This is a genomic window from Streptomyces sp. NPDC041135 (assembly GCF_055592085.1).
Genome location: NZ_JBVIYZ010000002.1, coordinates 656863 through 679583 on the forward strand (window position 1 = coordinate 656863; position 22721 = coordinate 679583).

The window sequence follows — 22721 nt, forward strand, 5'->3', positions numbered from 1 at the left end:
CCGGATGCGTCCGCACGGGCGGGCACGGTTCGTTCCCCGCCAACCGGCTCGTTCTGGGTCTGCGTCATGCGACGAAACCTTTCCCCCCGGCCGCCTCGGGCGGCCTCCGCTGTCTGTGTGCACCCCACGGGCGTCCGGCCCCCCGGACACCGGAATCCCCCCGGATTCCGTCCCGCGCCCGGAAGCGAGCGACGGAACACCCTGATTGTTCACCCTTCCTGCACGATGCAGGAACGCTATCGTCAATTTCTGCGCGCTTCGGTGGGGTGGCGCGCGCGGGGGGAAACCGTCGAACAAGGGGGGCATTCGTGCCATCGAGCAAGCGATACCGCGTGGGCTACGCGCCGGGCGCCTACGATCTCTTCCACATCGGACACTTGAACATCCTGCGTCACGCACGTGCCCAGTGCGACTACCTGGTGGCGGGGGTCGTCTCCGACGAGATGGCGGAGCGGGCCAAGGGCAGGCGGCCGATGATACCGCTGGTGGAACGCCTGGAAATCGTCCGCAGCATCCAGTACGTGGACGCCGCCTTCGTCGAGACCGTGCCCGACAAGCTGGAGACGTGGAAGCAGGTCCGCTTCGACGTGCTGTTCAAGGGCGACGACTGGCGCGACACGCCCAAGGGCGAACGGCTGGAGCGGGACATGGCCACCGTGGGGGTCGAGGTCGTCTACTTCCCCTACACCGTGCACACGTCAAGCACCCAGCTGCGGCGCGCCCTCAACGCGCTCGACGGGCACCGGCTCACCGACGAACTGCGGACAGCTCCCTGAACCACTTGGTGAGGAAGGCCACGAGGAACAGCGCGGCGGCGGCGGCCAGTCCGGTGTACACCCACCGGAATGTGTCACCGCCGCCGAGCAGCAGGAAGACCAGGCAGAACACACCGTGGTCCACGGGCAGCAGCGCCACCGCCCGGGCCGTCGAGGGCGCGGGCCGCTCGCCCGGAGCGGCCTTCGGCTTGAGCTGCTCGGTCAGCAGTCCGCCGAAGAACGTCACCACGGCGACGAGTTGGAAGCCGAGCGGCACCAGCAGCCAGGGGTCGGCCCCGGTCCCGAAATGGCCGGGATGCCGGTAGAAGGAGATGAGCACCGCCGTGTGCAAGGCGGTGATCTTCGCGCAGTCGACCACGTGGTCCAGCCACTCACCCGCCGCACTGCCTCCGCCGCGCAGCCGCGCGAGCTGACCGTCGGCGGAGTCGAAGGCGAACCCCACCGCGAGTCCGGCCCAGACCACGAGGCCCGCCGCCCAGGTGGGCGCGGCCAGCGCCACCACCAGCACGGCGGCGAAACTGAACCCGGCGCTGATCAGCGTGACATGATTGGGCGTCAGCCCCGCCCGGAACGCCCCGGCGGCGAGATACCTCCCCACCGGCCGGTTGACGAACCGCGAATACAGCGACACGCCCTTCGCGCTCTTCTGCGCGGACTTCAGCTGTACCAGCACCGACGCCGTACCACTCATAGATCCCCCCGGACCTCATCGCCCCACCGGTGACTCCCCGGGCCACATCATCACAGGAGCGGTGGGCGATGGCCAATGATCGGGGGTCCGAGGTGTCCGGCGCGGCGGCATCAGGTCCGGATCTGACCCAACTCCCGTTCCGCGAAGGCGCGGAAGCTGTGCGGTGGGTGGCCGGTGAGGCGTTGGACCGTGTCGGTGGTGCGGTCCTCCGCGCCGTGGGCGATGGCATCGTCCAGCGCCCCGAGGATCGCGGCGAACTCGGTGGGCATCTCGGCGGCCAAGCGATCGCGCATCAGCTCGGGGGTCGTCGGCTGGTGGGTGACGGTCCGGCCGGTGACCTCGGTGAGGATGGCGGCGACGTCGTCGTAGCTCAGGGCTTGCGGCCCGGTGACGATCAGTTCGGCGTCCGGGGCCCGGACGTCGGTCAGCGCGCGTACGGCGACGGCGGCGATGTCCTCGGCGTCGACGAAGCCGACACGGCCCGCGCCCGTTGCCGTGCGGATCGTTCCGTCCGTTCGGATGGACCGGGCGTGCGGGTGAGAGCCGGTGACGTTCTGCATGAACCAGGACGGCCGCAGCACCGCCCACTCGGGCACCAGGCCGGGCAGGGTCTCGTGGACCTGCCCCACGGCGGGGCCTCCTCGGGGGATCGCCGACGAACTGAGCAGCACCGCGCGGCGGACTCCCGCACCGCGGGCCTGCCGCAGGAACGGCAGCATGACTGCCGCCGGGTCGGGGGAGCCGGGCGGCGGGACGAGATAGACCCGGTCGGCGCCTTCGAGCGCGCCGGCGAACGACGAGGGATCGTGCCAGTCGAAGCGCACGGGTCGGGAGCCGTCCATGGGGGTGGCCTGCCGACTGGCGGCCTTGACGGGCCGGCCTGCGGCGACCAACTGGGCGACGACACGGCTGCCGGTGGTGCCGGTGGCCCCGGTGACAAGGGTGACCTCCTGGGATGCGGTCATCGGGCGTTCCCGGCGGCGTGGGTGGTGAGGTCCTGGACGGCGAGCGGGTTCCAGTAGTCGCGGTACCGGGTGATCAGGCCGTTCTGGATGGTGACGACGGCGACGTATGACATGTCGAAGGGCTTGCCGGTGTCCACCAGACGTCCCACACCGCGCATCTCGACCACGATGGTCTCCGGGGTGAGCGTCTGGTGGATCTCGACCTGGGGGAAGTCATGCAGGTCGATGTGGTCGGGGTAGTCGCGCATGTACTCGGCGACGGCCGCCTTGCCCTCCAGCCGTCGCGGCCAGCCGTCCGGTGCGAAGGGGAACTCGAAGATCCCGCTCTCGTCCCACAGGTCGACCCAGGCGGCGATGTCCTTGTCCAGCAGGAGCCGCAGGCCGTGGCGGTACAGGTCGGCCGGTGCGGCCGGCGCCGCCGGCGCGCTGCTCGTGTTCATGGGTGCTCCGTCCTCTATGATGCGGACCCGAGGTCCGGTTCATGCCCAACAATACGGACCCTGGGTCCGCTTTGTAAACGGAGGCACGCACCTCATGCCCGAGCGCAAGCCACGCGTGGACGCCGCCCGCAACCGGGAGGCCGTCCTCGCGGCCGCCGATGAGCTGTTCGCCCGCTGCGAGAGTCCGGGAGCGGTCACCATGGCCGACATCGCGGCAGCGGCCGGCGTCGGCAAAGCGACGCTCTTCCGCGGCTTCGGCGACCGCACCGGCCTGATCCGCGCGCTGTACGAGACGCGGCTCGCACCGATCAGGCTCGCCGTCGAGGAGGGAGCCGCCCCCTTGGGCCCCGGCACCCCGCCGCTCGAGCGCGTCCCCGCCCTCCTCGACGCCCTGCTGTGCTTCAAGCTCGACAACCGCCACCTCGCGCTGGCCCTGGAGGGAACCGGCGAGGACAGCCCTTACGCGGCGGGGCACTACGAGAGGTGGCACAGCACGCTCCAAGCCGCGCTGAAGCAGATTCCCGGGCTCGCCGACGGCGGTTTCACCGCCCACGCCCTGCTCGCCGCCACGCGCGCCGACCTGGTCGAACACCTCGTCGGCCAGGAGCGGGCGACTCGTGAGCAGATACGCGCCCGCCTCGCGGCCTTCACCGCCAGAGTCCTCGACTCCCGCCGGCTCGCGGGCTGACCGCCTCGACGTGACGCCCGGCCCCGCGGCCGCTCGACGGCGCCGACGCAACAACGGGGATTTTGGGGTACACGGGCCCCATGTTCTTCTTCAGTAACCGGATCGGCTGTGTAGGTTCCCTGGTCATCAGCGTGATCGCGACCGTCATCCTGTACCTGATCCTCGCGCGCTGACGCACCCGCAACGCGACCCACGCGCTGACCGTCATCATGGTCCGAGCCCGAGCCCGGCCCGAGTGCCCGGTCAGCGGCTGATGGAGACGGCGAAGGGCTCGAAGCCGCGTCGGCGCAGGATGTGGGGCACGACCAGGATCATGGCCTCGGTCGCCCGGGCCGTGGTGATGTCGCCCAGGTCCTCGATCCACGTCGGCTGCCAGCCGAGGTCGCCGAGCAGGCCGGTGACGGTCCGCTTCGCGTCCGCGTCGTTGCCCGACACGTAGGCGGTCGGCGGGGTGGCCAGGACGTCCGGGGCGGTCATGACCATGAACAACATGGTGTTGAGGGTCTTGACCACACGGGTGTCGGGGAGGCCTGCCTGAAGGTGCTCGGCAAGGCTGCTGCCGGGATAGCACAGGTCGCCGGGCAGACCACCGGCGTCGCGGGTGGCGTTGGAGACGTCGACGAGGATCTTTCCGGCGAGTTCGGCGCGCAGGCCGGTCAGGCGCTCCAGGGCGCTGTCGCCGGGCGTCGCGTTGATGACGATGTCCGCGCGGCCGGCGGCGGTGCGCTGGTCGGAGACGGTGACGCCGGAGCCGAAGCCGTCGTGGGCGGGCGGTCCGGTCCGCTCCTTCGGGTTACGGCGGCCCAGGATGACCTGGTGTCCGGCCGCGGCGAGTTTGCCGGCGAGGCCGGCGCCGACGCGGCCGGCGCCCAGGATCGCGATGGTGGTCATGAGGTGACGCTCCTTGAGAGGTCGGGCAGGGCCCGGGGTGGAGGGGGGAACGGGAGCAGGCGGTCCCGCGGTCACACGATCGGCGACAGGACGTCGAGGGCGGCGGCGTGGACGCCGGGGGCGGCGGCCAGGAAGTCCCGGCTGCTCGTGCTCCACGGCTCGCCCCTCAGGTCGGTGACGGTGCCCCCCGCCTCGGACACCAGCAGGGCACCGGCCACCAGGCCGGAGCGGACGTCGGAGAACTGCCAGAACGCGTCCGTGCGTCCGGCGGCCACGTGGATGAGCTGCATCGTGGCGGGTACGGACATGCGCACTACGAGCGCGTCGGTGAGCATGGCGGTGACCGACCGGCCGATCCGCTGGTAGGTGTGCCCGTCCTCGCCCGGCCTGGCCTGACCGGTGCCGACGAGCGCGGCGCCCAGGTCGGTCTTGGCGGACACCGTCAGGGGCCGGTCGTTGAGCCGGGCACCGCCGCCTGCGACGGCGGTGTAGGTGTCACCGGTCAGCGGCAGGTGGACCACGGTGAGGACCGGCCGGTTGTCGCGGACCAGCGTGGCGGTGACGGCCCACTCGGCCATGCCGTGGACGTGGTTGATGTTGCCCTCGGCGGGGTCGACGACCCACCACTCCCCGGGCGGCAGCTCGCCGCCGGCCAGCTCGTCCTCGGACCACCGCGACCCGGGCCGGGCCTTCAGCAGCGGCTCCCGCAGCACCTCCAGCACCGCGTCGTCGTTGGCGTGGATCTCCTCGACGACCTCGTCCAGGCTCACGCCCCGGGCGTGCGAGGTGTAGCGGTCGCGCAACGTGACTCCGGCGGTCTGCACCGCGGCGGTGACATCGGACATGAGCGTCGTACCGGCGTCGGAGGGCATGGCTGAGCTCATGGCGGACTCCCTGAAGTTCGGTGGTCGCGGGGCGACTTGTCCGCGCCCGCACAACGACGGTAGATCGCCCGTCGATTAACAACAACTGCATGTCATTCACTCGTAGAGTTACTCAGATGCAATTGGATCTGAATCTGCTCACGGCTCTGGACGCGTTGCTCGAAGAGGGAAGCGTCGCCGGCGCCGCGGCCCGCCTCCACGTCACCGCACCGGCGATGAGCCGCTCCCTGGGCCGCATCCGCAAAGCCACCGGCGACCAGATCCTGGTCCGCACCGGCCGCAGCATGGTGCCCACTCCTCGTGCGCTGGCCCTCCGCGCCCAGGTCCACGCCCTCGTGGAGCAGGCCCACCAAGTCCTGTCTCCCCACCAGCAACTCGACCTCGCAGCACTGGAACGGGTCTTCACCGTCCGCTGGCACGACGCCCTGACCGCCGCCTGCGGTACGGCCCTCGTCACCGCCGTCCACCGCCAGGCCCCCGGCGTCCAGCTGCGCCTGCCCGCCGAGTCCGCCACCGACACCCCCGAGCTGCGACGGGGCGAGGTCGACCTCGCCTCCAGCTCCAGCCGGCCGGTGCTCCCCGACATCCGGCACCGCCTCATCGGCCGCGACCAGCTCGTCGTCGCGGTCCGCCCCGGTCATCCCCTCACCGAAGGCCCGCTCACCGTGGAGCGTTACGCGGCCGCCGAACACCTCACCCTCTCGCGGCGCGGACGGCTGCGCGATCCGGTCGACGACGCCCTGACCACGTCCGGGCACGAACGCCGCGTCGTCGCCGCGGCGCCCACCGTCGCCTTCGCGCTGCAACTGGCCCCGAGCACCGACCTGGTGCTCACTCTCCCCGACGCGGTCACCCGCGCGGCCCGGGAGCGACTCGGCCTGATCACCCTGCCGCTGCCGGTGCCGATGCCCACCGTCCCGCTGTACCTGCTGTGGCACCAGCGCTACGCCGACGACCGCGCCCACACCTGGCTGCGCGACCTGGCCACCGAGATCGTCCAGACACTGTTCACACCGCCCGGCTGAGGACCCCGCACCCACCGCTCGTCCCCGCCGAATCCGCGGCCGCGGCCCGTCACGGCCTGCGCACCAGCCCCGGGTCCTGCGCTCCTGAGCCGTCGGTGGGCCGGGCGGCGGCGACACGGGCCGGGTCTCCAGCGGCCGGGACAGCACCTGGGAGAAGGCGAATTCGGCAGCGCCGGGTGCGCGAATGGATCTTCGTACCAGGAAGGCGTTGACCGCCCTCATCAGAGGCGCGATCGCCCTCGGCGGCTGGGCCCTCTACGCGCGCGCCGTCGGCGGGCACTTCTCCGTCACGCCGTTCTTCCTCGCCTTTGTCCTCGTGTTCGTGGCGATCGCCGGATACACGTGGTGGTGGTACGGGGACTCGGAGAAGGCGATCGCGTCGCGCTCGAAGGCCGACGTCATAAAGCGTCAGCGCGGTGACCGCGGATCGACCGCGGCCCCTGCCGCGACCCCCGTCCCCGCCGCTGCCCCTGTCCCCGCCGCGGCCCCCTGCCCCTCCCTCCGCCGCCGTCGCCGCGCCGGCGGCGGAGCTGCGACTGCCTCGCTACCTCCGGAGCCTGATGCCCCACATGGCCGCCAGGGGATGGGTGATGCCGCTCGTCTTCGCGATCATCACGTTCCTGTTCTGGGCCTACAGCAGCAGCCGGCTGGACCGGGCTCCTCAGACGCATGCTCTCGAGGCCTACTGCTTCGCCGCGGTGACGGTGGTCTGCGTGCTGGCCCGGTTGTGGGTGGGGCGGCGTGTCCGGCAGTACCGGACGGCGGAGTAGGCCGGGTACCCGCCCGCACGTTCTCGCCGCCGAGGCGAGCCGGTTCCGGCGGCCGCGCGTGGGGGCGTTGGGCAGCGACCGCCTGGGTGAGCAGATGCTCTCCAAGCGGATCGCTCTGCCCGTCTTCGCCAGTGACCCGTCACGCAGTCGCGCGGCGAAGATGGGACACGGCGCTGCCGCGGTGAAGGGGTCGACGTCCGCACGGGCTGAACCGTGATCCCGCGGTTGCCGCTGTGCGGTGGATCGCCCGGCCGGGTGGTGGCACAGATGAGTTCCCGGCCGAGGTGCTACGGGAGCAGTTCCAGGGTGATGTGCGGGGACAGTGCGCGCAGGAAGTCGGGGGCGTCGAAGATCTTGCCTGCGGCGGCGACGCCGGCCGTACGGGTGCGGCCGGTGAGAACGCGGTCGACGGCCTCCGCGACCAGGGGAGCGGTGACAGCGTAGATGTCCTGGCCGCGGGCCACCGCGCGGCGTTCCACGCCGCCCGACCGTACGACCGCGTCGACGAGGAAGGTCTGGTCGGACCGGCCGTCTTCGTCGGCCGCCGTCGGAGCCGGGGTGTCCGGGGACGCGATGTCCCGGACGGCCTCGGCCGTCATGCAGGTCGTCACCTCCGGGATGGCCAGGTGGCTGGGCACGGTCACCACGTCGGCCATCGTGAACTCCCCGATCACCGGTCGCGGACCCACCGGTTCGGGGAAGCGCCATTCGAGAGTCGGCGGGGCGTCGGTGCGGTACTCCCACCGGCCGTCCGTGAAGCGCATGCGCCGCGCACCGCGCCGTTCCCGTGAGACCGCGCCGGAAAGCCGCGTCCCGGCGGTGGGGTGCCAGCTGCTCAGGCCGTACGCGATGTGTGCCTCGTCGGCAGCGGTCCAGTCACTCATGGCCGCGGTGACCAGCAGGTCACCGAGACCGCCGAAGAATGCCATCGCCGGGACGATCACCGCGCCCGCCTCCCGTGCCCGGTCGGTGAAGTGCGCGAAGGTGTCGATGTTGGCCTCGATCTCCGCCGCCACGTCCAGGTACGGGATCCCGGACCGCAGGGCCGCCTCGATCACGGGGGCCGTCGTCGAGGCGAACGGCCCGGCGCAGTTGATCACGGCCGCGGCGCCGGCCAGCGCACGGTCCAGCGACTCCGGGTCATCGACCGACGCCGTACGGGCCTCCAGCCCGGTCTCCAGGGCCAGCGCCCCCAGCTTGTCGGCAGCACGGCCGGACAGCACCGGGACGAAGCCGCGCTCCACCAGCTCCGCCACGACGAACCGCCCGGTATGTCCGTACGCGCCGAACACCGCCACCGTCTGGCCCGACCTCATAAGCCCGCTCCCCGCACTCGTCCGTACCTGGGCCGACCCGCTGCCGAACCCCGTTGGCCTGCGCTGCCGCGCCCTGCCAAGGAGATCCTGGCGCGGAGCGACACCCACGGACGAGTGTCTGTAACGACATGACCCGTACACTTCCGGACATGCCTACCGTCGCGCTGGCCATCACCGATGGCATGCTGCCCCTCGAACTCTCCCTGGCCTGCGAAGTCTTCGGCGCCGACGTGACCCACCTCGTGGACCCCTGGTACGACTTCTCGCTCTGCGGACCGAGTGCCGTACAGGCCGGCCGCTTCCGGCTCGAGCCCGACCACGGGCTCGACCACCTGGCACGGGCCGACACCGTGATCGTCCCGGGCTGGGCCGACACGGACCAGGACCCGCCGGCCGAACTCCTCGACGCGGTACGCGAGGCTCACGCGGCAGGCGCACGCGTGGCCTCCCTGTGCACCGGCGCCTTCGTGCTCGCGGCCGCCGGACTGCTGGACGGCAAGCGCGCCACCACGCACTGGGCGCACACCCGGGAACTGGCCAGGCGCCACCCGGCGGTCACGGTGGACCCGGACGTCCTCTACGTCGACAACGGCACCGTGCTCACCTCGGCGGGCAAGGCCGCCGCCATGGACCTGTGCCTGCACCTGGTACGCCTCGACCACGGCTCGTCGATCGCCAACAAGATCGCCCGGCGCCTGGTCGTGCCGCCCCACCGGGACGGTGGCCAGGCCCAGTTCATCGCCACCCCCGTCCCCGAGCCCGGCGACCATCCGCTCGCCGGTCTCTTCCCCTGGGTCCTGGCGCGGCTGGACGAGCCGCTCACCGTCGAGGACCTGGCCCGCCGGGCCCGGATGAGCTCACGCCACCTGGGCCGCCACTTCAAGCAGGTGACCGGTACGACGCCGCTTCAGTGGCTCCACGCCCAACGCATCCGCCACGCCCAGGAACTGCTGGAGACCACGGACGACACCGTCGACACCATCGCCACGGCCACGGGCATGGGCACCGCCACCACGCTGCGCCGCCACTTCGCCCGAACGGTGGGCGTACCGCCGGACACCTACCGCCGCACGTTCCGCTCCCGGACCCACCCCGCCCCCGGCCCCGGCCCCGGCCACTGACGAACCTCGGCGCCCGCGCCGGAAAGGTGGCACCTACGCTGTGGGCATGCTCCTGGTACACGGCGGGGAAACCGCGATCGACGCTCCCGAACCGCGCACGGGGGGAGTGCCCCTCGTTCCGGACGGATGGAGCTGGCCGAACTGCCGTGAGTGCGGCGGGCCCCTGCAGTTCCTCGCCCAGCTGGCCCTCGATCCGGGAACGATCGCGGTCTTCTTCTGCCAGAACGACCCGGGCATGTGCGACGACTGGAACGCCGGCTCCGGCGCCAACCGCGCCTTCATGTTCACCGGTCAGCGGCTGTCGGCGGCCACCGTCCCCTCTGCGGGCGAGACGCTGCTCGGTGCGGTGACCGCTCTGCGTCCCCACCCGACCGGCATCCCGACCGCGGAGCCGGTTCTGGGACGGCTGGGTGGTGAACCCGAGTGGCTGCAGAACGACGAGACTCCCGCCTGCCCCTCCTGCACCGTCCCTATGACGTTCACGGCCGAGCTGGAAGAGGGTTCCGACCACGCGACCTCGGCCAACTTCGGCGGAGGCGGCCGCGGTTACGTCTTCCACTGCCGCCCCTGCGGCGAGGCCGCCTTTCTCTGGCAACGATGAGGACGAAGGACGACACCCTGCGCGACCCAGAAGTCCGCGGGCCCGGGCCGCCGTTCATGCCGTCGTCTCCGCTACTCGGGGGCGATCTCCGCGATAAGGCCTTCGACGAGGGTCCTGATCTGGTCGCGGATCGGGCGGACGCCTTCGACGCCCTGGCCGGCCGGGTCCTCGAGCCGCCAGTCCAGGTAACGCTTGCCGGGAAAGACGGGACAGGTGTCGCCACAGCCCATGGTGACGCAGACGTCCGACTCGCGGACGGCGTCGACGGTGAGGATCTTCGGCGTCTCCTGGGAGATGTCGATGCCGACCTCGGCCATGGCTTCGACGGCGGCCGGGTTGACTCCGGCACCCGGGTCGGAACCGGCGGAACGCACCTCGACGCGGTCCCCGGCCAGGTGGGTCAGCCACGCGGCGGCCATCTGGGAGCGGCCGGCGTTGTGGACGCAGACGAACAGGACGGACGGCTTGTCGGCCATGGTGATCGTTCTCTCTCGTTCTCTCTCGTCGCACGGCGGACCGGCCGCCCGTGACATCAGCTCTCGCTGGTATCAGCGAGTGATGATGTGAAAGTATCAGCGCATGCTGACTTCAGTCGATCCTGATGTGATGCGGGCGCTGGGCGACCCGCTCCGCCTGAAGATCGTCACCCTGCTGGCGCGCGAGATGCTCTGCACGACGCACCTGGTCGAGGAGACGGGAGCCAAGCAGACCAACCTGTCGAACCACATGAAGGTGCTGCGCGAGGCCGGGATCGTGGAGACCGAGCCGTGCGGCCGCTTCACCTACTACAGGCTGAGGCCGGAGATCCTGGCCGGTCTGTCCGAGCGGTTCGCCCAACTCGCCGCCTGCGGACGCACCGCCGCCGACAACAAGAGGGCCTGCCCGTGACGTCCGTCGAGCCCACCACCCTCCCTGCCGAAGGAGCCGGCCCGGCCGGGGACGCCTCGATCGTCAGGAAGCTCTCCACCCTCGACCGCTACCTGGCGCTCTGGATACTGCTCGCCATGGCCGTCGGCCTGGGCCTGGGCCGCCTCGTCCCGGGCCTGGACGACGCGCTGGCGACGATCGAGATCGGCGGGATCTCCCTGCCGATCGCGCTCGGCCTGCTGGTCATGATGTACCCGGTCCTCGCCAAGGTCCGCTACGACAGGCTCGACCGCGTCACCGGCGACAAGAAGCTCATGGTCTCCTCGCTGGTCGTCAACTGGATCGTCGGACCGGCGGTGATGTTCGCGCTGGCGTGGCTCTTCCTGCCGGACCTGCCCGAGTACCGCACCGGCCTGATCATCGTCGGCCTGGCCCGCTGCATCGCCATGGTCGTCATCTGGAACGACCTCGCCTGCGGCGACCGCGAGGCCGCCGCCGTCCTCGTCGCGCTGAACTCGGGTTTCCAGGTCGTGGCGTTCGGTCTGCTGGGCTGGTTCTACCTCGACCTGCTGCCGCGCTGGATGGACCTCGGCGACGGCCAGGGCCTGGACGTGTCCGTGTGGCACATCGCGCTGAACGTCATCATCTTCCTCGGCGTCCCGCTGCTGGCCGGCTTCCTCACCCGCCGCACCGGCGAGCGGAAGCTGGGCCGCACCGACTACGAGACGACCTTCCTGCCGAAGATCGGCCCCTGGGCGCTGTACGGGCTGCTGTTCACGATCGTCGTCCTCTTCGCCCTGCAGGGCAGGACCATCACCTCGCAGCCGCTGGACGTCGCCCGCATCGCGCTGCCGCTGCTCGTCTACTTCGCGATCATGTTCTTCGGCACGTTCCTCCTCGGCAGGAGCCTGGGCCTGGCCTACGACCGCACCGCGACGCTGGCCTTCACCGCGGCGGGCAACAACTTCGAGCTGGCCATCGCCGTCGCCATCGCCACCTTCGGCGTCACCTCCGGCCAGGCACTGTCCGGCGTCGTCGGCCCGCTCATCGAAGTACCGGTCCTGATCGGCCTGGTCCATGTCGCCCTCGCCTGGCGAGCGAAGTTCACTCCCGGCGCGGTGACGACGACCCGATGATGCGAGGACTTGCACCGGTGTGCGGGTGGGCTCCGCTGCCATGTCATGCCAGTTCCGCAGCAGTTCACTGAGGTGCGGACGCGCTCTGACGCTCAGCGACACCTGGCGCTGACGCGCCGGCACCCGGGGCCGAGCGGTATGGGACAGATACCGCTCGCCCCGGCACCCGCCAGAATCCCGCCCCCCGGCCCGACCACCGCATGCCCGCGGGATGCCGCAGGGGAGCGTCCGGATCAGAAGGCCGTGTGGTCGAACCAGCGGTCGAGGATCGTGGTGTCCCCCGAGACGTCGAACGCCGCCTCCTGGTAGGACCGTCGGCCGTAGAGCAGCAGCAGGAGATCCGCCGCCTGCCCCCGCACCGCGGCCGTGTCCGGGACGGACTCGGCGACCGCGCCGGACAGCAGCCGGAAACCGGCCGGCTCCAGCCGCACCCGCCACTCCTCACCGGCCGCCTCCGTGGCCCGGAACGCGATCGTCTCGCCCTCACCGCGCAGCTTCGTCACCCCGGGCGCGAAGACCCCCGCGTGGGGCAGGTTCACCAGGAACTCGTCCACTCCGTCCGCCGCCACCACCGGGTCGACGTCGGACTCCCGGCCGACCGCACCCTCCGCGTCCACCCGGTGCACCAGCGTCTCGAACAGCATCCGGCGCGCCCAGAACCGCGCGTGCCGGTCCTCGCCCCATGTCCACATCGGCGCGCCGGGGTCCGTGTCCCGCAGCACGGCCGCCACGTCGGGTACCCCGGCCGTCACCCAGTCGGGGTAGTCCCGTGGGTCGTCGGGCAGCCCCAGCTCCACCTCCCGGCTGCGGGGAAACTCCTGCACTCGCTGGGACAGCAGCGTGCAGAACCAGCGCTGCAGCGAGCCCACGTGCCGGGTCAGCTCAGCCAGCGTCCAGTCGGGGCAGGACGGCACGGCACCCGCGGGGTCGGCGCCGCGCACCGCGTCGGCGAACCGGCGGGTCTCCCGCTCGATCTCGGCCCGGTAGGTGCCGTACGGCAGGGGGTGCCCCGCGTTGCTCGTCGTCGCCATCTGCTGCCGCCGTTCTGTCACGGTACGAATGTCGGTGACGGTCAGTGTGGCCGCTGGAGTGCACTCGAAGGCAAACCGGCCCGTGTGCGTCACCGAGCACGGCCGGGCAGGGCTCACCCGGGCGGCTCAGCCACCGCGCCCACGGAACCCTGCCCCGGCGGCTCACCGGCGCTTGATCACCTTCACGGGTTGGCCGGGGCGCCAGAGCCGGATGACCAGCACCTGCTCCTCCTGGTCCACTGAGGTGAGGACGGCCTCGGTGAGGTCCAGACGGAAGGCATGGAAATCGCCGGGCGGTTCCGTACCGGTCGTCATCGCCTGCTTCTCCTCACGGTCGACGACCTCTGTGGCCACTCCGGCGATCTTGGCATCGCCGTCACCCGGGTGGGCGTGGATCGCGCACCGGCCATCGCGTCGGAGGTCACGTGCCTTCACCGCACCGAGCATCGAGCCGAAGGTCAGCTCCCGTCCCCGGAAGTCCACCTCACTGCCGCTCACCCGGGGCGAGCCGTCCTTGCGGAGGGTCGCGAGAACGTGCGTCTCATGGGCCTCGAAGCGGGCCCGGACCTGCGCGGCCAACTCGGCCGCCTCGTCCTCGAACTGTTTCCACGTCGCCATGCACGCAGTCTCGAAGCAGCCACTGACAGCCGTCCCCCGGCTCTCGTCGTGCCCGGCCGGAGCCTCGCTCGCTCACTCCGGCCCGTCACTCGGTCACTCGGTCACGGCAGGATCTCGACGTAACCGTCGGTGCCGTGGACGCGGATGCGCTGCCCGTCCTGGATCAACCGGGTGGCCCGCTCCACGCCCACGACGGCCGGCAGGCCGTACTCACGGGCGATCACCGCCCCATGGGTCATGAGACCGCCCACCTCCGTCACCAGGCCTGCGATGCCGACGAACAACGGCGACCAGCTCGGGTCCGTGAAGGCTGTGACGAGGATGTCGCCCGCTCGGAGATCGGCTTTCGCCATGTCGAGGATGACGCGTGCCCTTCCCTCGACCGTCCCGGCGGAGACCGGCAGGCCGATCAGGGCGCCGGCCGGCACGTCGTCGCGCCGGTACGCCCCGTTGACGGCCTCACCGTCCGATGTGAGCACCCGGGGCGGGGTGAGCGCGTGAGAGGACCGGAAGGCGTCCTCGCGCTGCCGGATCAGCTGGTCGTCCACCTGGTGGGAGCGCACGACGCCGTCCAGTTCCTGGAACGTGAGGTAGAAGACGTCCTCCGGCTCGGTGAGTACGCCGGCCTGCACCAGGCGCTCGGCCTCCGCCAGCAGGGCCCGCTTGTAGACGAAGTAGCGGCTGATGATGTCGTACTTCGGATACTCCCGGTAGCCGATGAAGGTGCGGACCCGGTCGATCATCCGCTTGGTCTCGTCGGCCTTCCGGTCCCCGTCCGGCAGGGCCCGCAGGCGGGAGAGTACGTCCTGCTCCTTCTTCCGCGCCTTCTGCCGCCCTTGCTCGAAGCGCCGTCGCGCGGCACCATGCCCGAAGTTCCGCACGTTGTCGAGGATCACGGGCACGAGCGTGGCGGGGCGTTCGCGCCAACGCGGTCTCGTGATGTCGATCTCGCCGACGCAGCGCATGCCGTACCGGTCGAGGTAACCCTCGATGGCGTCGCGCGCCTCGCTCCCGCCCGCGACCTTCGCCAGCTCGTCCAGGAAACCCTCGTCCTCGACGCCCTCCAGGAAGGCAACCACCTCTGGCCGCGGGCGGATCACGTCCGCGACGTCGAGCAGCGCCAGGCCCATCTCCGACGTGATGTTGCCCGGGGCGGACAGCGTGAGGGTGTCGGCCGCGTTCTTCTCGCCCAGCCACTCCTCCAGCTTGTCGTTGAGCCACCACGTGGCCTCCATCCCCGTCGTGAGCGCCTGAAGGCTCAACGGATCTGCGAGGACGCGCTTGTGCTCCTCGAAGGCCTCCAGCAGGAAGTCGAACAGCGCCGGGCCGCTCTTCGTGCGGATGCCGAGTTCCAGGGCGGCGAGGGACGCGCGGCTGCGCTCGACCAGTTCGGCGACGATCGCGGGATCGGTCTCGATCGGGGCGGGCGTATCTCCGGCCGGCGGCCGGCCGGGATTCGCGTCCGGGAGCGAGGGGATGAAGTCGTCGCGGTCGAGGACGGTCTCCAGCGCGTCCCTGACCAGCGGATCTCCCCTCCCCATGACGTCCAGGAGGCCGGCGCGGCTCGCGGGTGAGGCCAGGCGCCGGGTGATGTCGACGAACAGCCTCCCGCCGGCCTCGTGCATCGGCACCATGGCCGTCAGCTGCCACATGGAGAGCCCCAGGGGCTTCATGGGGTCGGTCATCATCTGTCCGTGACCGACGCTGACGTAGACGTGGTTGTCCTGGTCGACGGCCGGGGGCACGGGGAACAGCGTGGTGATCGGCCGGCTCTGCACGATCCGGAAGCCGTCATCCGCCAGGCACCATTCGATGTCCTGCGGACGGCCGAAGTGCGCCTCGATCCGCCTGCCCAGGTCCACGAGCCGCACGACCTGCTCATCCCTCAGCGTCGGCTGCTCCTGCCGCCGTACGTCGACCGCCACCTGCCGGGTGCCTCCACCGGCCGGCAGGGCGTGCAGTGCGTGCCGCTTGGCGGCGATCGCCCTGCCGACGACCTGGCCGTCGCGCACCTTGAAGACGTCCGGGTTCACCAGGCCGGAGACCAGGGCCTCACCGAGGCCGAAGCCGGCGTCCACGGTGGCGACCTTCCGGTTGCCCGTGACGGGGTCGGCGGTGAACAGGATGCCGGCCGCGTCCGGGAGGACCATCCGCTGCACGACCACCGCCATACGGACCGTACGGTGGTCGATGCCGTTGCGCAGGCGGTAGGTGACCGCCCGCTCGGTGAACAGCGAGGCCCAGCACCGGCTGATGTGCCGGAGGATCGCCGTCGGCCCCACCACGTTGAGGTAGCTGTCGTGCTGGCCGGCGAAGGAAGCCGTCGGCAGGTCCTCCGCCGTCGCGCTGGACCGCACGGCGTAGGCGGCGTGCTCGCCGAGGCGGGCGAGTGCGCCGGTGACCGCCGCCGCGAGATCAGCCGGAACGGCGACCCCTTCGACGGTCCGGCGAACCCGCGCGCTGAGCGTGCGGATCGCCTCACGGTCGTCCGGGTCCAGACGCGACAGCTGGTCGAGCCGGTCGTCGATCGACGGAACGTCCGCCATGACCCGCCGGAAGGCCTCCGTCGGCACGCAGAAGCCGTCCGGCACCCGGACGCCCTCGATCCGCGACAACGCGCCCAGGTGCGCGGCCTTGCCCCCCACGACCGCGGCCTGCGTCTCGTCGATCTCGTCAATCCCTGGCAGATCCGGCACGTACTCCTCGATCACTGAGGTCCTTCCATGGCGGCCGAGCCCGCGGCCACGGGCTCGGCCGTCGATTCTGCGCCGCGACCCGGGCCTTGCCGCAAGCCCCCCAGTGCGCTATATGTTGGGAGTGGCGAGGAGAGGTGTCTCCTCGCCTTCGCCGTGTCCGAACCGGGTGCGCCTATGCCTGCGGTGCAGGCGAGGGTCGGGGCGGGGGCGGTGCCGCGGTAGGTGCCGTTCCCGGCGGCGTAGCGGACCGACAGCGCGTACAGGCGCGTACAGGCCACCAGGATGGGGATTCGGCGTGCTCGTCCGCGCCGGCGGGCATGGCGGCCGGCGGCAGGAGCGACACCTGTGCGTGTCGGCCGGACGACGTCAACAGGTATGCGACGAGCAGGACTTGCGGAAGCCGAGTGGCGGAAGTCGGGTGCTCGGAACCGGCACCGTCCCTATGGTTGCCGCATGCGCACACACCATGCCGATCACCATGTCGACCGACCGGCCGACCTCGATGTCGTCCGTGAGTCCTATGACCGCGTGGCCGACAACTACGCCCACATGGTGGCGACGACGGGCATGGGTGACATCCGCCGTCATCCATGGTTGAAGGCGTCCATCGATGCCTTCGCCGACACCGTGAGCGGACTAGGTGCGGTTCTCGACGTCGGCTGCGGACCTGGAACGGTGACCGCGTACCTCGCCGAGCGCGGTATCGACGTGTCCGGCGTCGATCTCTCTCCTCGCATGATCGAGAACGCGCGCCGACTGCATCCGCAGTGCCGGTTCGGCGTCGCCTCCGCCACCGAGCTGGACCTCGAAGAAGCCTCCCTGGGCGGCGTCCTGGGATGGTGGTCACTTTTCAACCTCCCCCGTGACGTCCTTCCTCAGGTCCTCGCCGTGTTCGCGCGCGCCCTGGAGCCGGGCGGACACTTCATCACCGGAACCCACGTCGGCGACGAGGACGCGCTGCGCACCGAGGCCTACGGAGGCGTACCGGTTCGCTGGACGACCCACAAATGGCGGCCCGAACAACTCGTGGCCCTGATCGAGCAGGCCGGACTGCACCCGGTCGCCGAGCTTCGGCTTCCGGCGGACGAGCACAGCGGGCCGGGCGTTGTCGTCATGGCCAAGCGACCGGGTTGAGACGGGGCCTCCGCAGCGGCGGTGGTCAAGCGAGCCGGCTGAGAACGGGGACGCCTCCGCAGCGGCACGGTCACTGAACGCTGCCATACGGCCGCGCCCAGGACGACGGCCTGCGAACAGGTGCTCCAGTCGTCACCCGTTCGGTGCTCTTTCACCGGTCGGTGGAATGTCCCCGCGAGCTGCCGGAAAGGCCCGAGCAGACTCATGGGGACCGGCCCGACCCGAGCCGTCCTGGTCGGCCGCACCGCCGGGCCGGAGGTCCGGACCCCGGTCGGTGTGCCCCTATGGGGCGAGCTATTTGACGACTTGGGAGTGATGACACATGAGGACGCCCACGCGCGCCGTCCTGTCGGCGCTGACGCTGACCGCAGCTGCCGTGACAGCACACGCCACCGCTTCCGCCACCGCGTCCGCCGCGTCCTCCGACGAGAAGGGGGCGGTAGTCGCCGTCTGCACCGGGGAGTTCCAGGGGGATGCCCGCCTCGGGCCGGAGCACCTGCCCCGCGCGTGGCAACGCCCCGTCGGTCCTCTGCTGAGGCACTACCACCGCACCGGCCACCTCTCCCCGCGCGCGTTCGTGGCCAAGTACTGGAAGGGCGAGGACCCCACCGGCCCGGCCGGCTGGAAGTACCCGCCCAACGACGGCTTCGCCGAGACGAACGACGGCGGGATCGACAAGCACGTCGAAGTGCTCGAACCGGGGGAGGACCTGGACCGCTTCGGTTCCGAGTACGGCTCCTACCTCGCACCGGCAGGCGATCCGTACGCCAAGCGCGCGTTGCCCCCGCAGAACCTCGACACCCGTGATCCCGAGTACCCGTGCGACTACCACCATTACACGGTCAAGCAGCCCTTCCCCGTCTGGCAGGGGGCGATCGCCCCGTGGTTCGAACAGCCCGGCGGCGGCCAGCAGATCAAGCTCGACCCGGCGCTGCTCAGCCCCGGGGAGGGGCAGCGCCTGAACGTCAAGTGGCTGCTGGACCACGACTACCTCGACGCCGGCACCGCGACGGGCTGAGTCACCGACAGTGAACCGCCTCTCCCTGCACGGCATCCTCCGCGCCGCCGCCGTGCCGGACGGCCACTACTACATCCAGGATGTGCACGAGCCGGACCCGCTGCCCACCGACTTCCTCTACCTGCGCCGTTCTCCCGCGGCCTGCGGCATGTGGGAGGTCGGCGCGTACGAACGCGGCACCTGGCAGGCGGTGGCGCAGCATCCACGAGAGGAGGACGCCTGCGCACACCTGCGGCGTCTGCTCACGGGAGGCGGGCGGTGACGTACGGACGTCGGCCCGCACCCCGTCTCATCCCGCCGACGGCCGCCGCGTGCGTCGGCCGGCGGCCAGCAGCAGTGCTGTCACCAGGTACGGCGCCGCGAAGACCACGAACCCCGTGCGGTTGCCGCCGTGCGTGGCGACCGCCGCATATCCGCCGTAGACGGCGACGGTCAGCAGCTCGGTGCCCAGGCCCGCGACCGAGGTCAGCGTGGCCCGGCCGGTGCCGGCGATCGCGCGTTGCAGACGGGCGTCGGCCAGCACCTCGGCCAGCTGGAAGCCGCCGAAGGCGAGGCCCACCAGCGCGATACCGGCCGGTGTGCCCATCGCGGCGCCGGCGGCCAGCGAGAGGGCGGAGCCGGCGAGCAGTCCCGCGAGGCCCGTCACCCCCAGGCGTGCGGCCGCACCGGCCAGCAGACTCCCGGCCGTCGCTCCGGCCCAGATCAGCAGGAGCAGGCCGGGAACGGTCCCGTCCGCCACGCCGGTGTCCCGGACCAGGAGGGGTGTGTACTCGTCGAGTGCGCCCCACAGCGCGGCGACGGCCGGGACGAGCAGCAGCGCGCCGCGCACCGACCGGTCGCGGCGGGCCTCGGCGAGCCCGGACCGCAGCGTCGCGGCCCAGCCGTCGTCCCCGGTGGCCTGCGCCCGGTGCTCGGGCAACCGGGTTGCCGTCGCCGCCGTCAGCAGACAGGCCAGCACACTAGCCGCGCCCACGGCCGGGTAGCCGCCGACGGCGAACACCGGCCCCGCCAGCCCGGTGGCCGCCATGGTCCCCACCATGCCCGCTGCCCGCGACCGGCCCATGACCCGCGCGTACCGGTCGACGCTGCCGAGCCGATCCAGCTCGTCGTGGACCAGGGCCTCCAGCGCACCCGAACCGAGCGCTCCGCGCGCGCCCCACAGCACGAAGCCGAGCGCGAAGGTCCCGTACGAGGGCACGAGCACCCACAGGGCGAAGCCGACGGCCGTGAGCAGCGGCCCCAGCCACAGCAGCAATCGCCGGGAGAAGGCGTCGGCCCAGGCGCCGGAGGGGATCTCCAGCAGCATGCCCGAGAGCGACCAGATGACGAAGAGGGAGGAGATCTGCCAGACGGACAGTCCGGTGTCGCTGAAGAGCAGGGCGTACACCGGGTAGAGCAGGACGAAGTCGTCGAGGAACGCGTAGCCGTACAGCGTGACCGCGAGCCGCCGGACGCCGGTGGCGGCGGGCACACGCGCAGGTGAGAGTGTCATGAGGCCTTCCCGCAGGGACAGTTCGGATGCCGGGGGTACGGCGTCCGAGGCGGCCCGCGGGAGGCGGGGCGGTGGGGTCAATGTCGCCAGGTCATGACCCGATGGTAGGCCGAACCGGGTGCGTCGCGCAGGGCGTGCGGGTGGCACGGTCGGGCGGTGTCGGGGTCGCCTGCGGTCCCGCCGCCGGACTGGTCGTGGCTCACCCGGCGTGTGAAGTGCCGTAGGAGAACGTGTACCCGGCGAAATCGGCGATGCGGGCGTATCCGATGCGTTGGTACAGCGCGTTGCTGGTGGGGTTGGCCGGGTCCGTGAAGAGGACGACGTCCGTCGCCCCTGCCGCCAGCGCAGCCCTGCTCACCTCGACGGTCACGGCACCCGCGTAGCCGTGGCCCCGCAGATGGGCAGGGGTGTAGACGGGGTCCACCCGGACCATGCCGCCGACGACACGGGTCGTGGCCGCCATCGAGACGGGGGTGCCGTCCGGGGTCTCCCAGAACGTGAACCGCCTGTCGCCGAAACGGGAATCGGCCCAGCGGCCGGAGTCGATCAGGTCGATGGAGGACTGCTCCCCGACGCCGACGCAGAACTCACGGCACCAGCGCACGATGTGCTCGCGGTCCTCGCCGCCCGCGCCGCGCCCCTGACCCTGAGGGCGCGGCCGCGGTGGGGTGAGCGTGCCCAGGCGGTAGAGGTGCGTTCGCCAGAAGAGGGCCGGCACCGCGCCGGTGCGCCGCTGCTGTGACTGGGCGAAGGCGCCGGCGGTGTCCCGGTCCGCGATGACGTGGGCAGGGCGATGGCCGAGGTCGGCCAGGCGAGTTGCGAGGATGTCGGTCTGTTCGGCGCAGAGGGCAGTGAGGCCCAGACGGCCGCGCGGAGTGAGATAGAAGATCGCACGGACCTGGCCTGCTGTCTCCAGACGCCCGAACACGGCGGCACCGGCGCCGTGTTCGGCATCCGTGCGTACACGCAGCTTCTCGATGTCCGTAAGCGGCGTGTTGTGCAGCGCGGGACGCGAGCGCAGGAAGGCCCCGGCGGAAGCGAGGAAGTCGTCGACGTCTTGGGTGAGGCACCAGTCGTCCGGGGGCATGCGCGCGGACCCTACTGCTGCGCCCACTGCTCCTTGGTTATCTCGTACCGTACGCCTCCATGCTCGGAGCCCTCGACCATCTCCATGTCGGAGGGGGTGGTGAGGGTGCCCGCGAGCGTCATGCCGAGTTTCTCCATGACGTTGCGCGACGGCTGGTTCACGACCATCGTCTCGGCCCACACGGTCCGTATGCCGAGTTCGGTGAACGCCTTGCCCAGCAAGGCGCGCGAGCCCTCGGTGGCGTATCCCTTGCCCCAAGCCGCCTGCCGCAGCCGGTAGCCCAGTTCCACCTCGTCCAGGGGGCCCTGCGGCTCGGGGCGCAGGATGAACCAGCCGATGAACGCGCCGCCGTCCTTCTCGTGCGCGGCGAAGAGTCCGAGGTTGCCGTCCCACTTCTCGTACCCGGCGAGGATGTTCGGCAGCTGGCGCTCGCGGACGAGTTCCGGCGCGGTCGGAATGCCACCGCTCAGGTAGCGCATCACCGCCGGGTCGCTGTCCAGCTCGATCAGCAGGTCCGCGTCGTCGGCCGTGAGGTGCCGCAGGGCCAGGCGCTCGGTCTCCAGATAGGTGTCCACGACTGGATGATGCCTGAAGCAAGGGGAACAGCCCAATGATTTTCCCGGGTGCCTGATCACCGGCCGCGACGGGGCCGCGTGCGGTGCTCAACCGGTCACACGGTCGCGTCGGCAGGGGCGGTCACGGACGGTCGGTGACCGGTGGAGGCGGAGCCACGGACGGGACGTCGACCACTTCGGCGATGCCAAGGAAACAAGAGTCCATGCCGACCATGCTCCTGGCTCGACGGGAGCGGGGAACGGGGAACGGGCGGCCACCGGCAACCGCGTGCCGGGTCACAGCGCCGTGGGATAGCGGACGAACAGGATGCCCTGCACATCGCCGTGCGGGGCGCTGTAGAGGTGGGGGAGGTCGGCCCGCCAGGACACCGACGTCCCCGGTGTGGCCGTGGTGGGCGCGTCCAGGGCGCCCACGACGGCTGTGCCGCTGAGGATCATCAGGGTCTCGCTCGTGCCGGGCACGTGCGCGGCCGACTCCTGCGTGGCACCGGCGGCGATGGTGATGCGGAAGATGTCGGTGACCGCGTCGGCGTCCTCGTGCCGTTCGAGCAGGGCCGCGGTGACCGCGCTGCCGGAGACGGCGCCCGCGTGCTCCTCGGCGCGCGTGGGCGGGGCGTCGCTGAGGACCGCGCCGAGCGGCCGGTTCAGGGCCGTGGTCAGGGCGTAGAGGGTCTCCAGAGTGGGGTTGCGTGTCCCGCTCTCCAGCTCCGAGAGGGTGCCCTTGCCCACGCCGGAGCGCCGGGCCAGCTCCGAGAGCGACAGGCTCTGTTCGGTGCGCAGAGCGCGCAGCCTGCGCCCCACCTCGTGGTTCAGCCCCATCGCCGAACGCGCTCCCCGCTCCTTCTCGTCCGCCGTGGTTGACGGTGCCGGTCCTTCTCCCTAGTGTTCCACATACAGAA

The 22721-nt window shown here is 71.3% G+C and carries 25 protein-coding genes; 11 read left to right on the forward strand and 14 right to left on the reverse strand.

Going from position 1 to position 22721, the window contains the following annotated elements; translation table 11 throughout:
- The first annotated feature begins 308 nt into the window (after positions 1 to 308).
- A complete protein-coding gene (locus tag ACZ6CZ_RS07165) occupies positions 309 to 776 on the forward strand; it encodes an FAD synthase family protein (protein ID WP_469015942.1) in 468 nt (155 codons plus the stop codon).
- Here ACZ6CZ_RS07165 and ACZ6CZ_RS07170 read toward each other — a convergent pair.
- From ACZ6CZ_RS07170 to ACZ6CZ_RS07180, 3 genes are all read right to left on the reverse strand, one after another.
- Entirely contained in the window at positions 748 to 1467 is a 720-nt protein-coding gene (locus ACZ6CZ_RS07170) for a CDP-alcohol phosphatidyltransferase family protein (RefSeq protein ID WP_469015945.1), read from the reverse strand. The two genes, ACZ6CZ_RS07165 and ACZ6CZ_RS07170, sit on opposite strands and share 29 nt — an antisense overlap.
- Positions 1468 to 1577: 110 nt before the next feature.
- Positions 1578 to 2432, reverse strand: a complete 855-nt coding sequence (locus ACZ6CZ_RS07175) for an NmrA family NAD(P)-binding protein (protein ID WP_469015948.1) — start codon at positions 2430 to 2432, stop codon at positions 1578 to 1580.
- Entirely contained in the window at positions 2429 to 2872 is a 444-nt protein-coding gene (locus ACZ6CZ_RS07180) for a nuclear transport factor 2 family protein (protein WP_469015951.1), read from the reverse strand. The genes ACZ6CZ_RS07175 and ACZ6CZ_RS07180 overlap by 4 nt, the downstream gene beginning before the upstream one ends.
- Positions 2873 to 2966: 94 nt before the next feature.
- Here ACZ6CZ_RS07180 and ACZ6CZ_RS07185 point away from each other — a divergent pair, with 94 nt between their 5' ends.
- The gene (locus tag ACZ6CZ_RS07185; protein ID WP_469015954.1) at positions 2967 to 3560 is read left to right on the forward strand and encodes a TetR/AcrR family transcriptional regulator; all 594 of its coding nucleotides are present in this window, start codon (positions 2967 to 2969) and stop codon (positions 3558 to 3560) included.
- A gap of 243 nt (positions 3561 to 3803) precedes the next feature.
- Here the strand turns inward: ACZ6CZ_RS07185 and ACZ6CZ_RS07190 are convergent, their stop codons facing one another.
- Both ACZ6CZ_RS07190 and ACZ6CZ_RS07195 read right to left on the reverse strand, forming a co-directional pair.
- Positions 3804 to 4451 carry an NADPH-dependent F420 reductase gene (locus ACZ6CZ_RS07190; RefSeq protein ID WP_469015956.1) on the reverse strand — a complete coding sequence of 216 codons (648 nt, stop codon included), beginning with the start codon at positions 4449 to 4451 and terminating at the stop codon, positions 3804 to 3806.
- A 71-nt stretch (positions 4452 to 4522) separates the two neighbouring features.
- A complete protein-coding gene (locus ACZ6CZ_RS07195) occupies positions 4523 to 5335 on the reverse strand; it encodes an inositol monophosphatase family protein (protein WP_469015958.1) in 813 nt (270 codons plus the stop codon).
- A gap of 116 nt (positions 5336 to 5451) precedes the next feature.
- Here ACZ6CZ_RS07195 and ACZ6CZ_RS07200 point away from each other — a divergent pair, with 116 nt between their 5' ends.
- A complete protein-coding gene (locus ACZ6CZ_RS07200) occupies positions 5452 to 6360 on the forward strand; it encodes a LysR family transcriptional regulator (protein WP_469015961.1) in 909 nt (302 codons plus the stop codon).
- Between the two features lie 569 nt (positions 6361 to 6929).
- Complete coding sequence (locus ACZ6CZ_RS07205; RefSeq protein WP_469015964.1) at positions 6930 to 7130, forward strand: hypothetical protein; 201 nt, start codon at positions 6930 to 6932, stop codon at positions 7128 to 7130.
- A 287-nt stretch (positions 7131 to 7417) separates the two neighbouring features.
- On the opposite strand, the gene ACZ6CZ_RS07210 is transcribed toward ACZ6CZ_RS07205, so the two are convergent.
- On the reverse strand, positions 7418 to 8446 hold the full coding sequence (locus ACZ6CZ_RS07210) for a saccharopine dehydrogenase family protein (protein ID WP_469015966.1): 1029 nt from the start codon (positions 8444 to 8446) through the stop codon (positions 7418 to 7420).
- A 149-nt stretch (positions 8447 to 8595) separates the two neighbouring features.
- On the opposite strand from ACZ6CZ_RS07210, the gene ACZ6CZ_RS07215 reads away from it, so the two are divergent.
- Both ACZ6CZ_RS07215 and ACZ6CZ_RS07220 read left to right on the forward strand, forming a co-directional pair.
- Positions 8596 to 9567: a helix-turn-helix domain-containing protein gene (locus ACZ6CZ_RS07215; protein ID WP_469015969.1), complete on the forward strand. Its 972-nt coding sequence runs from the start codon at positions 8596 to 8598 to the stop codon at positions 9565 to 9567.
- A 46-nt stretch (positions 9568 to 9613) separates the two neighbouring features.
- A complete protein-coding gene (locus ACZ6CZ_RS07220; RefSeq protein WP_469015972.1) occupies positions 9614 to 10168 on the forward strand; it encodes a YwqG family protein in 555 nt (184 codons plus the stop codon).
- A gap of 71 nt (positions 10169 to 10239) precedes the next feature.
- Here ACZ6CZ_RS07220 and ACZ6CZ_RS07225 read toward each other — a convergent pair whose 3' ends face one another.
- Complete coding sequence (locus tag ACZ6CZ_RS07225; protein WP_469015975.1) at positions 10240 to 10644, reverse strand: arsenate reductase ArsC; 405 nt, start codon at positions 10642 to 10644, stop codon at positions 10240 to 10242.
- 103 nt (positions 10645 to 10747) lie between these two features.
- On the opposite strand from ACZ6CZ_RS07225, the gene ACZ6CZ_RS07230 reads away from it, so the two are divergent.
- Together ACZ6CZ_RS07230 and arsB are read left to right on the forward strand one after the other, a co-directional pair.
- A complete protein-coding gene (locus ACZ6CZ_RS07230; protein WP_469015978.1) occupies positions 10748 to 11056 on the forward strand; it encodes an ArsR/SmtB family transcription factor in 309 nt (102 codons plus the stop codon).
- Positions 11053 to 12171: an ACR3 family arsenite efflux transporter gene (arsB, locus tag ACZ6CZ_RS07235; protein WP_469015981.1), complete on the forward strand. Its 1119-nt coding sequence runs from the start codon at positions 11053 to 11055 to the stop codon at positions 12169 to 12171. The genes ACZ6CZ_RS07230 and arsB overlap by 4 nt, the downstream gene beginning before the upstream one ends.
- Before the next feature lie 233 nt (positions 12172 to 12404).
- Here the strand turns inward: arsB and ACZ6CZ_RS07240 are convergent, their stop codons facing one another.
- From ACZ6CZ_RS07240 to rph, 3 genes are all read right to left on the reverse strand, one after another.
- Positions 12405 to 13223, reverse strand: a complete 819-nt coding sequence (locus tag ACZ6CZ_RS07240; RefSeq protein ID WP_469015983.1) for a maleylpyruvate isomerase family mycothiol-dependent enzyme — start codon at positions 13221 to 13223, stop codon at positions 12405 to 12407.
- Positions 13224 to 13364: 141 nt separating this feature from the next.
- Complete coding sequence (locus tag ACZ6CZ_RS07245) at positions 13365 to 13820, reverse strand: pyridoxamine 5'-phosphate oxidase family protein (RefSeq protein ID WP_469015986.1); 456 nt, start codon at positions 13818 to 13820, stop codon at positions 13365 to 13367.
- Positions 13821 to 13921: 101 nt separating this feature from the next.
- Positions 13922 to 16531: a rifamycin-inactivating phosphotransferase gene (gene rph, locus ACZ6CZ_RS07250; protein ID WP_469015988.1), complete on the reverse strand. Its 2610-nt coding sequence runs from the start codon at positions 16529 to 16531 to the stop codon at positions 13922 to 13924.
- A gap of 438 nt (positions 16532 to 16969) precedes the next feature.
- On the opposite strand from rph, the gene ACZ6CZ_RS07255 reads away from it, so the two are divergent.
- From ACZ6CZ_RS07255 to ACZ6CZ_RS07265, 3 genes are all read left to right on the forward strand, one after another.
- Complete coding sequence (locus ACZ6CZ_RS07255; protein WP_469015991.1) at positions 16970 to 17650, forward strand: methyltransferase domain-containing protein; 681 nt, start codon at positions 16970 to 16972, stop codon at positions 17648 to 17650.
- Positions 17651 to 17972: 322 nt separating this feature from the next.
- Positions 17973 to 18668: a TNT domain-containing protein gene (locus tag ACZ6CZ_RS07260; protein WP_469015993.1), complete on the forward strand. Its 696-nt coding sequence runs from the start codon at positions 17973 to 17975 to the stop codon at positions 18666 to 18668.
- A 10-nt stretch (positions 18669 to 18678) separates the two neighbouring features.
- Positions 18679 to 18930, forward strand: coding sequence for a hypothetical protein (locus ACZ6CZ_RS07265; protein ID WP_469015995.1), 252 nt, complete (start codon positions 18679 to 18681; stop codon positions 18928 to 18930).
- 27 nt (positions 18931 to 18957) lie between these two features.
- On the opposite strand, the gene ACZ6CZ_RS07270 is transcribed toward ACZ6CZ_RS07265, so the two are convergent.
- From ACZ6CZ_RS07270 to ACZ6CZ_RS07285, 4 genes are all read right to left on the reverse strand, one after another.
- The gene (locus ACZ6CZ_RS07270; RefSeq protein WP_469015998.1) at positions 18958 to 20160 is read right to left on the reverse strand and encodes an MFS transporter; all 1203 of its coding nucleotides are present in this window, start codon (positions 20158 to 20160) and stop codon (positions 18958 to 18960) included.
- Positions 20161 to 20359: 199 nt separating this feature from the next.
- Positions 20360 to 21247, reverse strand: coding sequence for a GNAT family N-acetyltransferase (locus ACZ6CZ_RS07275; RefSeq protein ID WP_469016001.1), 888 nt, complete (start codon positions 21245 to 21247; stop codon positions 20360 to 20362).
- A gap of 11 nt (positions 21248 to 21258) precedes the next feature.
- Positions 21259 to 21822 (reverse strand): GNAT family N-acetyltransferase, encoded by a 564-nt coding sequence (locus ACZ6CZ_RS07280; RefSeq protein ID WP_469016004.1) that lies wholly within the window; start codon positions 21820 to 21822, stop codon positions 21259 to 21261.
- A gap of 276 nt (positions 21823 to 22098) precedes the next feature.
- Positions 22099 to 22641, reverse strand: coding sequence for a helix-turn-helix domain-containing protein (locus ACZ6CZ_RS07285; protein ID WP_469016008.1), 543 nt, complete (start codon positions 22639 to 22641; stop codon positions 22099 to 22101).
- Positions 22642 to 22721 lie beyond the last annotated feature (80 nt).